Annotated in this window: 10 protein-coding genes and 3 pseudogenes; 5 read left to right on the top strand and 8 right to left on the bottom strand. The window is 62.5% G+C overall.

Translation table 11 applies throughout. The features are described from left to right. Positions 1–202 precede the first annotated feature (202 nt). Positions 203–790 (bottom strand): YceI family protein, encoded by a 588-nt coding sequence (locus CK226_RS29815; protein ID WP_095789627.1) that lies wholly within the window; start codon positions 788–790, stop codon positions 203–205. A gap of 33 nt (positions 791–823) precedes the next feature. Further along, positions 824–1,723, bottom strand: coding sequence for a hypothetical protein (locus tag CK226_RS29810; protein WP_095789628.1), 900 nt, complete (start codon positions 1,721–1,723; stop codon positions 824–826). 205 nt (positions 1,724–1,928) lie between these two features. On the opposite strand from CK226_RS29810, the gene CK226_RS29805 reads away from it, so the two are divergent. Both CK226_RS29805 and CK226_RS29800 read left to right on the top strand, forming a co-directional pair. Beyond that, on the top strand, positions 1,929–3,431 hold the full coding sequence (locus CK226_RS29805; protein ID WP_095793765.1) for an aldehyde dehydrogenase family protein: 1,503 nt from the start codon (positions 1,929–1,931) through the stop codon (positions 3,429–3,431). Positions 3,432–3,435: 4 nt separating this feature from the next. Beyond that, a complete protein-coding gene (locus tag CK226_RS29800; protein ID WP_095789630.1) occupies positions 3,436–5,025 on the top strand; it encodes a GMC family oxidoreductase N-terminal domain-containing protein in 1,590 nt (529 codons plus the stop codon). Positions 5,026–5,710: 685 nt separating this feature from the next. On the opposite strand, the gene CK226_RS29790 is transcribed toward CK226_RS29800, so the two are convergent. Further along, positions 5,711–7,495 (bottom strand): thiamine pyrophosphate-requiring protein, encoded by a 1,785-nt coding sequence (locus tag CK226_RS29790; RefSeq protein WP_095789632.1) that lies wholly within the window; start codon positions 7,493–7,495, stop codon positions 5,711–5,713. Between the two features lie 144 nt (positions 7,496–7,639). On the opposite strand from CK226_RS29790, the pseudogene CK226_RS29785 reads away from it, so the two are divergent. Together CK226_RS29785 and CK226_RS29780 are read left to right on the top strand one after the other, a co-directional pair. After that, positions 7,640–7,813: pseudogene (locus tag CK226_RS29785) on the top strand (SDR family oxidoreductase); the annotation flags it as partial. Positions 7,814–7,822: 9 nt separating this feature from the next. Further along, complete coding sequence (locus tag CK226_RS29780; RefSeq protein ID WP_095789633.1) at positions 7,823–8,161, top strand: cupin domain-containing protein; 339 nt, start codon at positions 7,823–7,825, stop codon at positions 8,159–8,161. 80 nt (positions 8,162–8,241) lie between these two features. Here the strand turns inward: CK226_RS29780 and CK226_RS29775 are convergent, their stop codons facing one another. From CK226_RS29775 to CK226_RS29765, 4 genes and pseudogenes are all read right to left on the bottom strand, one after another. Next, positions 8,242–8,613: a DUF1850 domain-containing protein gene (locus CK226_RS29775; protein WP_095793764.1), complete on the bottom strand. Its 372-nt coding sequence runs from the start codon at positions 8,611–8,613 to the stop codon at positions 8,242–8,244. Then, positions 8,610–9,923, bottom strand: a pseudogene (locus CK226_RS29770) (TRAP transporter fused permease subunit); the annotation flags it as partial. The pseudogene CK226_RS29770 and the gene CK226_RS29775, both read right to left, overlap by 4 nt. Before the next feature lie 82 nt (positions 9,924–10,005). Further along, a complete protein-coding gene (locus tag CK226_RS36185) occupies positions 10,006–10,125 on the bottom strand; it encodes a hypothetical protein (RefSeq protein ID WP_348629103.1) in 120 nt (39 codons plus the stop codon). Continuing rightward, positions 10,113–10,556 carry a phage integrase N-terminal SAM-like domain-containing protein gene (locus CK226_RS29765; RefSeq protein WP_245437884.1) on the bottom strand — a complete coding sequence of 148 codons (444 nt, stop codon included), beginning with the start codon at positions 10,554–10,556 and terminating at the stop codon, positions 10,113–10,115. Before CK226_RS29765 ends, CK226_RS36185 begins: the two co-directional genes overlap by 13 nt. A 408-nt stretch (positions 10,557–10,964) precedes the next feature. On the opposite strand from CK226_RS29765, the gene CK226_RS34575 reads away from it, so the two are divergent. After that, the gene (locus CK226_RS34575) at positions 10,965–11,576 is read left to right on the top strand and encodes a hypothetical protein (protein ID WP_142887683.1); all 612 of its coding nucleotides are present in this window, start codon (positions 10,965–10,967) and stop codon (positions 11,574–11,576) included. Between the two features lie 336 nt (positions 11,577–11,912). Here CK226_RS34575 and CK226_RS29760 read toward each other — a convergent pair. Then, a pseudogene (locus CK226_RS29760) lies at positions 11,913–12,442 on the bottom strand (sulfotransferase family protein). Positions 12,443–12,446 lie beyond the last annotated feature (4 nt).

Genomic DNA, 12,446 nt, shown 5'->3' with positions numbered 1-12,446 from the left:
GAGTGGTGCTGTCGCGCCGGCTAAAGGCCGGTGTTGGCCATGTGCCGATCTTCTCTGAGGATATTGCGCCGAAGCCGTTCCGCAGTCTTGTCCGAGCGGGAACTTTGTTTTGACTGAACGCGCACTTCAGAACCACCTGGCGAAGCGCCGCGCGACATCTGAGCCGCGCGGCGGCCACCACAGGTCCGCCGACTGCAGTGATCTACTTCTTGATCGCTTCCAGATCGATGGCAATGTCTACTTCAGGCCCAAGGCCGAACCCGTCGGCGGCCTTGGCCATCGGGAAGTCCGCGGTGCTCAGTTTGCCGGTGGCGCTGAAGGCCGCCTTGGTCAGTGTCGCATCCCACGGCGCCGGGGCCTCGTTGAGCAGCTTGACGTCGAGCGTGACTTCCTTGCTGACGCCGCTGATGGTGAGGTTGCCGGTGACCTTGCCGGTCTTATCGTCGATCTTCTCGACCTTGGTGCTTTCGAAGGAGATCGTCGGGAATTCGGCTGCGTTGAAGAAATCGGGCCCCTTCAGGTCGCTGTCGCGCTGATCGAAAGCGGTGTGGATGGCGCCGACGTCGAGCTCTGCCTTGACGCTGCTCTTGGTGACGTCAGCCTTGTCCATTACGATCGCGCCCTTGACCGCGTCGAACTGGCCGTGCGCGACGCTGTAAATGCCGTGCTTGATGGTGAAGGAGACCCAGGCGTGCTGGCCGTCGATCTCGTAATTGTCGGCATAGGCGGCCGATGCCAGCATGGAGGCGCCAGCAAAAGCGAGCGCGGCAATCAATCTCTTCGTACTCATATATCTCTCCCTATTTGTGGTTGTTGAAGCGGCTCAGGAAAAGCCAAGAGCGGCCCCGTGCGGCGCCCAGACGATCGCCGTCACGATGGCCAGCATCGCCGGAAGGGCGATCACGAGACCGGCAATCAGCGGCCGCAAGGGCCGTGCGCCGGGAAGGAGGCCTTGCAGCCGGTCGCCCACGAGCACGGCGGCGAGCAGCGGCAAGGATGATAGGATGAGGGCCAAGGGATTAGCCTTGGGGGCGAGCAGTGCCACCTGGATCAGCACCGTGACGGCAGCGTAGAGCAGCAGGAATTCCACGCCTTTGCTCCAAGCGGAGGCTGCGCCACCGCGCAAAGTCGCGAGATACTTGACAAGGCACCAGCCGCCGGTCAGCGCGGCGAGCGAGCCGAGCAATTGCCCGGTGACGATCGATGCGCCAAGCACCGAGACGATGGCGCCGGAGAGCGACATGGATAGGGCGGCAGCCGGCGCCAGGAACGGCTCCTCGGCCGAAGGCGATGGCGAGGATGGCCGCGCCATGAGCATCGCCGCACCGATGAGCGCCAGCAGGGCAACGGCGAGTGCTGCGATCATCTGCAGGTCGAGCGAGCCGGCGGCAATGCGACGCCAGCCGAGCCAGAGGAATGCTGCCGCCAGGGCAACAACGGCGAGAACGCTTGCCGTCCGGCCTGCCAGGATCCGCTCAGGCAGGATACAGATGACGGTGCCGGCAAAGGCGAGATAGACCAGCTTCTGGCTGGCGGCAACCGGCGGCATGACGGGCGGGCCGAGCGTGTCCCAATAGAAGAACAGGAGCAGTGCGGCCCAGAGCAGCGTGAGCACCGGCGATGACGCCGGCACGGCAAACCGTGAAAGCAGGGCCAGGACGATGCCGAACAATAGCGGCAGTGCCGCAGTAATGACCATCGCATTGCCGAGAATCGCGCTCAACCGCCGCCGCCTCCAAGACCGATCAAGAACGTACCAGCGTGGCCGATCTCGTTGTCCAATCTTGATTGGTCAAAGGCGAGCCGTCTTGTCCGAGCGGGAACTTTGTTTTGACTGAAAGCGCACTCACGCCCACAGCGGCTTGAAGCGCGTCGGCACGCTCCATAACCCTCTCAAGACTGTTCATCGGATTTCGAGGAGGAATGGCGTGAACGAGAGAACCGTGCCGCCGATCAGCACCGCCGCCGCCGCATTCCTGTCGCGCTCGCACCGGCCCTTCATCAATGGCCATTTCGTCGACGGCCTCGCCGGCGACGGTCTCGCTGTTGACGATTCCGCCTCGGGCGAGATCGTCGCGCATGTGCCCGAAAGTGGCCCCGAACTCGTCGACCAGGCGGTGCGCGCTGCCCGGGCAGCGCTCGAAGGCCCATGGGCCTCGATGCGGCCGGTCGACCGCCAGAACCTGATGCTGAGGCTTGCCGACGCGGTCGAGGCCGACGCCGATCTTCTCGCCGAGATCGAGAGTATCGAGAACGGCAAGTCGCTCGGCGTCGCCCGCATGCTCAGCGCCGGCGGCACGGTCGACTGGCTGCGCTACTATGCCGGCTGGGCGACCAAGATCGAGGGCTCGACCTTCCAGGTCTCGATTCCGGTGCCCCCCGGCGCCAAGCACCATGCGATGACCGTCATGGAGCCGGTCGGCGTCGTCGGTGCCATCGTGCCGTGGAATTTTCCGCTGCTGATCGGCATGTGGAAGATCGCCCCGGCGCTCGCCTGCGGCTGCACGGTCGTCTTGAAGCCGCCGCAGGAAACGCCGCTTGGCCTGCTCAGGCTCGCTGAGCTGATCGAGGCGGTCGGCTTCCCGCCCGGCGTCGTCAACATCGTCACCGGCAGCGGCTCCGTCACCGGCGAAGCGCTGATCCGCCATCCCGGCATCGACAAGCTCACCTTCACCGGCTCGACGGAAGTGGGAAAACGCGTCGGCCACGCCGCGGTCGACCGTGTCGCGCGGTTCACGCTAGAGCTCGGCTCGAAGTCGCCGATGATCCTGTTGTCCGACATGGAAGACGGCATCGAGCTGCTGCTGGCCGGGCTCGGCATGTTCTTCAACCAGGGCCAGGTCTGCACCTCGGCGGCGAGATTGTTGATCGAGAAGTCGATCTATGATCGCACGCTGGCGCGGTTGGCCGAGATCGCCGACGGCATGACGATGGGCGCCGGCCGCGACGCAGAGGCACAGATCAACCCGCTGGTCTCGGCCAAGCATCGCAACAGCGTCCAGGGCTTTGTCGAGCGCAGCCTTGCGGCAGGCGTCGAACGCGTGAGTGGCGCGCGGGCGGTTCCGGCCAAGGGACACTATGTGGCGCCGACTATCCTGCATCACGTCCGGCCCGACATGGAGATCGTGCGCGAAGAGGTGTTCGGACCGGTGGTGGTGGCAATGCCGGTCGCCGATCTCGATGAGGCTATCCGCATTGCCAACGACACGCGCTATGGCCTGTCGGCCTCGATCTGGACCCGCGACATGGGCAAAGCGATGACCGCCATCCACGGCCTCAAGGCCGGCACGGTATGGGTCAACTCGCACAACACGCTCGACCCCGCGGCCCCCTTCGGCGGCTTCAAACAGTCCGGCATCGGCCGCGAGCATGGCCGTGCGGCGATCGAGGGCTACCTCGAGGCCAAAACCGCCATCATGCGCTACGCCTGACCAGATGGCCGAGGTTTATGACTACATCGTTGCCGGCGCCGGATCCGCCGGCTGCACCGTGGCGAACCGGCTGGTCGCGGCGGGCAAGCGCGTACTCATCGTCGAGGCGGGTCCGGCCGACAACACGCGCTTCATCGACATGCCCGCCACCTTCGCCAAGGTGATCGGCACGGCGCGAAGTTGGATCTACCAGTCGGAGCCGGAGCCGAGCGTCGGCGGCCGCTCGCTGCCGATCCCACAAGGACGCACGCTCGGCGGCGGCTCGTCGATCAACGCCATGCTCTACATAAGGGGTCAGCCGGAGGACTATGACGGCTGGCGCGATCTCGGCTGCCCGGGCTGGGGCTGGGACGACGTGCTGCCGGTCTACAAGCGGCTGGAGCGCAACGAAAGGCTGGCCGGCGAACGGCATGGCATAGACGGTCCGCTGCCGGTTTCGGATGCGCGCTACCGGCATCCGCTGTCGCTCGCCTATGTGCGAGCCGCGCAGCAGGCCGGCTATCGCTTCAATGACGACTTCAACGGCGAGCGGCAGGAGGGCGTCGGGTTTTACCAGACGACGACCGCAAACGGTGAAAGGCAGTCGGCAGCGAAAGTGTTTTTGCGGCCACTTGCCGGCAATGCCAATCTCAAAATAGTCACAGATGCGCTGGTGACCGGGCTGACGCTGGAGAATGGCGCGGCGACCGGCCTGACCTACACAACGCCGGACGGGCAGAGCCATACAGCTTCCGCGAAGGCCGAAGTCATCCTGGCCGCCGGTGCGCTTGCCACGCCGAAGCTGATGATGCTGTCCGGCCTCGGGCCGGCGGCGCATCTCGCGGAAATGGGCATACCAGTCATCCGTGATATGCCGGCGATCGGCCAGGATCTGCAGGATCATGTCGCGGCCCCGCTCTACGCGCTGACCCGCAAGCCTGTCTCGCTGCTCGGCGAGGATCGCGGCTTCAAAGCGCTTCGGCACGGCATCGAATATCTCATGTTCCGGCGAGGTCTGCTCACCTCCAACGTGGTCGAAAGCGGCGGCTTCTTCGACACCGACGGCGACGGCCGGCCCGATGTGCAGTTCCATGTACTGCCGGTGATGATCGAAAGCGCCGAGCACGGCTCAATCGAACGCCACGGCATGGAGCTAAACCCATGCGTGCTGAGGCCGAAATCGCGCGGCTCGGTGCTGCTGCGCTCGCGCGATTCAAGCGATCCGATCCGCTTCACCACCGGCTTCCTTTCGCACACCGACGATCTAGCTTTGCTGCTCGCCGGCATGAAGGTCGCGCGCGCCATCGTGCGCCAGCCGGCGCTGCGCGAGGTCGTTGCCGAGGAGCTCGCGCCCGGCCATGCCGACGATCTCGGCGACGCGGCAATAGTCGACCACATCATCCGCCACGCCAAGACGGTCTATCACCCCTGCGGCACCTGTCGGATGGGAACGGACGATCAGGCTGTGGTCGATCCGCAGCTTCGCGTGCGCGGTGTGCCGCGCCTGCGCGTCGCGGATGCATCGATCATGCCCAGGCTGACCAGCGGCAACACCAACGCGCCAGCAATCATGATCGGCGACCGCTGCGCCGATTTCATACTGGGCGAGAACTAGTGCGCCCTCCCTCTTAAGAATTGTTAGCCGCTGTACGCGAATGATCCGTGTCGGTCATTGCCGCGGCGAGCGGCTATCGATGGCAGCTCCAATCAGTCGACCGCGCTGGGCGGCTTTGGCAGGTGAGGCGCGGCTCGCGCGCGCCCGAAGTGTGGCGGGACAAGACCAGTGACATGATCGGTTTGACCGATTTCGATCTGCCTGCTCCCGAACTTGCGCACAAATTTCGCCTTCATCAAGCAGATCGTCCTTAGCAGTGGACGAACGATGATGGACGAAGAGGAGTGGGATGCGTCAAGCGAGCTCGTTCTTCCAGGTTGCGATCCGACCAGGTCTTCAACTCGCCCAGCGTGTGGTTGGCAAAAAATGGCCAACCGGCTCGACGCGATGTCGACTCCCGCGCAGTAGCCTTGGCGCCATTTTCACAGAACTCAAGCGGATGTGGTTGAGAAGACTTTGCCCAGGCGCAGCTGACGCACATCTATCCTTCAGGCTTGTTCTGGCTCGAAAGGAGCTTTGGGTCCGCAAGACGACATGTTCTCTCGCGTTAATCGCTGCGACTGATTTCGCCGACCTCCAGCCGCCAGCGGGTCCCTCATATGGTCGGCATTTCCGCCTCGCTCGCGTAGACGACGCTCGGTCTCGCATCATTCTTTGACGTGCCGAACATCCAATCGCCGACCATTCAGTCTTGCCCCGGCAATATAGAACTTAGCACCTGTCGGACAGTTCCCCCGATGACGCCCATCTCTTCGGGGTCGCCCTTGGCGAGGGACGAGGTCAGGTTCCTGATCTGGTCAAAAGTGAAGTGCGGGGGGAGTGGCGGCACTTCTGGATCGGTTTTGACCTCGAGGACGACCGGGCGATCGGATGCGAGGGCTTCGTCCCAGGCTCCGCCAAGTTCTTCGGGGCGATCGACGAACAGCCCCTTCAGCCCGATCAGGTCCGCAAAGCGATGATAGGGCACGTCGGGAATTTGCTGCGAGGCCTCGAATTTCGGGTCGCCTTCCATGACACGCTGTTCCCACGTCACCTGGTTGAGATCCTGATTGTTGAAAACGCAGATGACAAGGCGGCTGTCCGCCCAGTTCTTCCAGTATTTCGCGACGGTGATCAGCTCCGCCATGTTGTTCATCTGCATGGCGCCGTCGCCGACAAGGCCGACGACCGCTCGGTGCGAATAGGCGAATTTCGCGGCAATCGCATAGGGAACCGCCGCGCCCATGGACGCCAGACCGCCTGACAGCGAGGCGCTCATGCCGTGTCTGATCTTGATGTCGCGTGCATACCAGTTGGCGCAGGATCCGGAGTCGCTGGTCAGGATGACATTGTCGGGCAATCGCGACGACAGTTCCCATGCGACCAACTGCGGGTTGACTGGGTCGGCCTTGACATGCGCCCGGCTCTCGAGGAGCTTCCACCAAGAGACCGTGTCCTTTGCGATCTGCTTGCGCCATGTGTCCTTCTTCTGCTTCAGCAGCGGCAGCAAGGCCTCGAGTGTTTCGGCAGCTTCGCCGACGAGATTGACGTCCATCGGATAGCGCAGCGACATCATGCCTGGTTCGAGGTCGATCTGGACGCCTTTGGCTTGGCCTTCCTTTGGCAGAAACTCGGCGTAGGGAAAGCCCGAGCCGATCATCAGCAACGTGTCGCAGTCGCGCATGAGGTTCCAGGACGGCTCGGTGCCCAGCAGTCCAATCGATCCGGTTACCCATGGAAGGGAATCTGGCAAGACCGCCTTGCCCAGCAATGCCTTGGCGGCACCGGCGCCCAGCCGGTCTGCAACCTCGATCACCTGCTGCGTCGCGCCGAGAGCGCCAGCGCCAACCAACATGGCTATCCGCTTCCCGGCGTTGAGAACATCCGCTGCTTTCTTCAGGTCATCGGCGTGCGGTGCTACCGTTGGGGGTCGATAGCCTACTCCGGAATGTAGGGTGCCGTGGGCCCGCGGTGGCTCTTCATAGCCCATCTCCTGGAGATCATTCGGCAAGATAAGCGCCGTGACCGTCCGGTGCGCCAGCGCAATGCGAATGGCGCGGTCGACAAGGTGGCGCAGTTGCGCGGGGGCCGAGGCCTGGTGCACGAACGCTCCCGCCACGTCCTTGAAAAGCGCCGCAAGATCGACCTCCTGCTGATAGTGACCGCCGATGGCGCTGCGTGCCTGCTGTCCGACGATGGCCAGAACCGGCTGGTGGTCCATACGGGCATCATAGAGACCCGTAAGCAGATGCGTCGCACCGGGGCCGGCCGTCGCTATGCATACGCCCAGTTCGCCGGAGAATTTTGCATAGGCGCAGGCCATAAAGGCTGCCATTTCCTCATGCCGAGCTTGGATAAATTCGATCTTGCCCCTCGCACGGTTGAGGGCACCGAAAACTCCGTTGATCCCGTCTCCTGGATATCCGAACATCCGGCGCACGCCCCATTCATGGAGTCGCGAAACGACGAAATCACCAACGGTACGGGACATGGCAGCGGCCTTTTTTGACGAATGCGAACAACAATAAACTGACGATGTCCGCTCATGTTCCGTTCGTTCGGCGGTGCCGCCAGCAAAACCGGTAGAAGGCGCCGCCAGCGCGCGTTTCCCTCTGCCCGCTGTCCTACGCCGCCGCAGGCGCTGCGGGCCGACCCCGAGCGAAGTGCCGCCATTCTCGGGCGCATTCCAGCGGGGCGGTGGGGCGAGCCGTCGGACATTGGCGATGCCGCCGTCTTCCTGCTGGCACGGGCTTCCGACTATATGCATGGCGCCGCAGTTCCGGTGGATGGCGGCTGGCTGGCGCGCTGAGGAGAGGACATGACCAAGACCAAGATCTTCGCGCATGCCGGCGAGGGCGCCTGGACGCCGACGGCAGACGGCAACAGGCGGCGCGTTCTCCTCTCCACCGATGAGCTGATGCTGGTTGAATTCGGCTTCGACAAGGGTGGCGTCGGCGCCTTGCATTCGCACCCGCATGTCCAGTCAAGCTATGTCGCCGAGGGCCGTTTCGAGGTGACCATCGACGGGCGGACGGAAATTCTCGAGGCCGGCGGCAGCTTCATCGTGCCGTCCGGTCTGGTGCATGGCGTCAAGGCGCTGGAAGCGGGACGGCTGGTCGACAGCTTTACGCCGCACCGTGCCGATTTTCTCAACTGATCGAAAACAATGGCGCGCCTGGCGGATTTCAGGCGTCACCAACAGCTGTAATAGCGCAGCGGCATAGGTCGGCGGTGTTCCTACCGGATCGAGTTATTGAATGCTCGCAAAGCCACAGGGTCATCGGCTGCGTTCCCAAAAACCATGCACGTACCGTTGTCGCAGATGGTCCAGCCCTCGCCTGTCGCTCCCGATGCAGCAAGCACGAGCCGGGGAAGTGCTTTCCTGTCGGGCGCATAGACCCACCAACCCTTCTCAAACCGCGACCCTTCTGGCGGGTCCATCCCGGCGCCAGAGCCTTGGATGCGCGCCTCGACGATTTGCAATCCAGCAGATGTCGCCCGCCACTTTTCTTCCCAGCGGGTCTTTTCCACCGAATGCGTCCATGACAACGTGAAGGTGGCACCGACGAGCACCGTGATTTTGCCGGCAGCAAGGATGCAAAGGCTCATCGGTCCACGGTTCCGACGGCTATCCGGGTGCGATACCAATGTTGGCCGAAGAAGGTCACGGCGAGCGCAAACCCTAGCTGATCCGATATCGGGACCGCCGCAACCAGCGCAAACGCCGCAGCCGTTGCGAGCAGTCTTTCCCACCAAGCGATGTGAGTTTTGAGGAAGCCCACGACCGCAGCGCCCCAAAGCGAGATGGCAAGAGCTGTCTTGAACACGATATAGACAACGGCGGGATAGAAGCCGATTTCGTTGGCCAAAGCTCCGCCGGGCTGCAGCATCAGGGCCGGCGTGTAGACCGCCATAAAGGGAATCACGAAACCGGCGGCAGCGACCTTGATAGCCTCAATCGAAATCTTTAGCCCGCTTTCCTTCGCGATGGGTGCCGCAGCAAAACAGGCAAGTGCCACTGGCGGTGTAAGGTCGGCCATAATTCCGAAATAGAAAACGAACATGTGACTGACGAGTAGCGGAATACCCAGCGCCAGCAATGCCGGTCCGGCGATCGTCGACGTGATGATATAGTTGGGGATCGTCGGAATGCCCATGCCAAGAACGAGGCAGGTGATCATCGTCAATATCAACGATAGGATCAAGCTATCGCGGCCGACCGAGACGATGTAGTCGCCGAATGTGTTAGCGATACCGGTCAATGTCATAGTGCCCACGATTATGCCGACAATGGCACAGGCGATACCAACCGGAAGCGCAGACTTAGCGCCCTGAGCAAGTGCATCGCGACAGGCATTAAGCGTGTCCATGCCGCCCTTGACAAACAAGTTGACGAAGATGAGCGCTCCGGCCGTCACCAGCACGATGCCGATGCCGAACTTGAAGAAACTGGCAGCCGCGACGCCGAGCAGGATCCAGAATATGACACCAAACGCCTGTGAAGGCAGGCCAAGTGCAACTGAACCGCCGAGGATCAGCAGCGCAGTCATCGCGAAGCCAATGGTGCCCGCATAAAGCGGCGTGTAGCCGGAAAACAACAGATAGACGAGCGCTGCCAGCGGCAGGATCAGGAACCAGCGTTCTCTAAGCGCGGCAAGTGGTGACGGCAGTTGCGAACGCGGCAGCCCCATCAGGCCGGCGCGACCCGCTTCGAGATGAACCATCCAGAAGGCCGACGCGAAATAGAGTACGGCTGGAATGATCGCCGCCTGCACCACCTCACGATACTCGATACCGAGGGTCTCGGCCATTATGAAGGCGACGGCGCCCATCACCGGCGGCATGATCTGGCCACCCATCGAAGCGGTCGCCTCGACGCCGCCGGCGAAGGCGGCACGATAGCCGAACCGTTTCATCAATGTCGAACTTCCAGCCTTGCTTGCGGCAGATTGCCAGCGCGCGCGGTATGCTGGGTTGCTCCATGGTCCGACCTTTCACCACTCACGCAGAAGCGTGAGCAGGTCCTCCGAGGATGGCGTTGCGGTAGCGCCCGCCCTTGCCGCGCTCGACCCGTAGCAGCATGCGCTCGCTATCGACGTCGGCGACCTTCAGCGTCGACACCTCCGCCACACGCAGGCCCGCGCCATAGGCGACTGATAATGCGGCTGGTGCTTGAGACACGTGGTGGCGTTGAGCAGCCGGGCCACCTCGTCGCGGCTGAGCACCACGGGCAGGTTGCGCGGATGCGCCAGCCGGACAAGCCTTCGCGCCAGGTCCGGGGGGTCGAGCGTGTGGGTGAAGAAGAAGCGCAGTGCCGACACGATGCCGTTCATGGTCGGCACCGGAACGCCGTCGTCGTGCTGCTCGATCTGGAACCGGCGCAGGTCGTCGGCGGTAGCAGCGTCTGGTGAACGCCCGAGGAATGTCGCCAGGCGTCCGATGTCGCGAAGGTAGTTGCGCTGCGTCTCGCGTGAGAAACGCCGCATGTTCATGTCGTCGATCAGCCGTTGGCGCAACGGGCTGATCGGAGCTTCGAGAACTGAATGGGGCATGGTCAGGCTCCTTGTTGAAGAAGCCCGTCATGCTCTGCCCCCGCCGGACCACGCTCAACGCGAGCGCAACGACCGGTTCTTGATCTTTACCTCAACCGCTCGCGCCCTCCCGCGTAGCGGGTTCGTTCTGCGGCTCCATTCCGGTCCAGCAGGGCAACGGATGCATTGAATCAGCTTCGCCGCTGCTTAAATGCGTACATCATTGGGAATGCCGAGCTCAGGCGGAATTTCCACCTATCGTCAATGTCCAGATTTCCGGGCCAGGCTCTTTTGCAACCAAAACATCCCGGAGACGTTGTGTTTCGGTCAGCAATCAGGAGGAGGATGCCGTGAACGGAATAATCTATCTTGTTGGCCTCGTCGTGATCGTTTTGTTCATTCTGTCATTTCTTGGACTTCGGTAAGATCATGGCCAAAATAGCCCCAACGGAAAGCGCCGCAGTGCCCCCAAAAGTGGCTACATCGTCCTATCTTGAGTGGGGAGGCATATTTGGCGGGGGTGTAATCGCTTGCGCCGTTTCGGTGGTTCTTCTGCAATTCGGGTCGAGCGTTGGTTTGGCGCTGGGTTCTCCGACTCTTCCCAACGGTGGCGCCTCCTGGAATGTGCTGGTGGCCGGGCTGTGGGTAGTTATCATTGCTATAGCAAGTTCCGCAGCCGGCGGTTATGTAGCTGGACGAATGCGCACGCGCTGGGAAGATAGCAACGAAAGTGAAAGCGAATTCCGCGATGGCATACACGGCATCGCAGTCTGGGCCCTAGCGACACTTGGAGCCGCGTTTTTCTTGGCGATGATTGGTGGACACGGCGCGGCCGCCGTGGTCAATCGCCCTGACGCGCCACTCAACGAAAGTACGGTGCGCCTTTCAGCCCACATAACTGCCATTTTTAGCTTCGCGACTGCTGCAGGCTCAGCGCTTGGCGCTGCGGCAGCATGGTTTGCAGCGATTACCGGGGGTGAACACCGCGATGAGGGAATCGCTTTTCACCACGTCGTACCGGTTTTCTTGCGCAAGCGTTAGTGGGCAACAATGCACTCGCCCGGCCGGCAAAGCCAACCGCAGCTGTTCCAAGATCCGTTGGAGAGTGTGGCCAAGCTTGTCCAAAACCGGACGGGCTGGATACGGCGCCCAATCTGCCAGTCAGCATTGGGCCGCCAAGTTGGCCATTGAACTTATCATGACCGCCGTCCAGAAGCGGACATCCGAGCCGCTAGCCGCAATGGCACCTTCGCGCCCAACAGCGGTCATCCTCCCCCTGATGATGCACCCGCTTCTATTGGTTTCAAGCATCGGAGCGGGCGTAGACAGGCTGCTACGCGCGTTACCCGGGCCGCGGCCTCGAACTCGGTGCGGGGCTTATTTGGCGAAGCGGCTTCGGAATTCGGTAGTGGTGTTGCTGTGTGGGAAGGTTTCGGCCGGGATCGGGACGCCGAGAAAGGCGCAAAGGTTCGGCCAGCCTTCGGCCACCTGATAGACCAGCAGGCGCGACGGCGGGAAAGCCGAGATCACTTCGGCGTTGTGGGCTTCGAGCACTTCGATAGCATGGGTTTCGTCGTAGAGACGACCGCCGAAAATTTTCGTCTCTATGACGGCCCTGCCAAAACTTTGCGGGTCGGAGGTCTCGCCCATGGTGTTGAAGATCGTGGCGCGTGCGCTCCTGTACCAGTCCTCGGGGTTGCGAACGGTGAGGATGAGCTTGGCGTCGGGGAAATTTTCAGCGAGTTCGCGCCAGAAATAGGCCGTCGGCCAGTCGACTGCCGACTTGTAACCGACATAGACGACGTCCCAATCCACCGGCTCGCCACGCCCGGCGGCGCGGATCAGGTCGCGGTGCTCTGGGTTAGAGTTGACGTCCTCCATGTATGGCACGATCCGAACCCGAGCATTTCA

This window comes from Mesorhizobium sp. WSM4311, assembly GCF_002295115.1.
Taxonomy (GTDB): domain Bacteria; phylum Pseudomonadota; class Alphaproteobacteria; order Rhizobiales; family Rhizobiaceae; genus Mesorhizobium.
The sequence above is the reverse complement of the archived record's forward strand: the minus strand, read 5'-3'. Positions and strand labels throughout refer to the sequence as shown.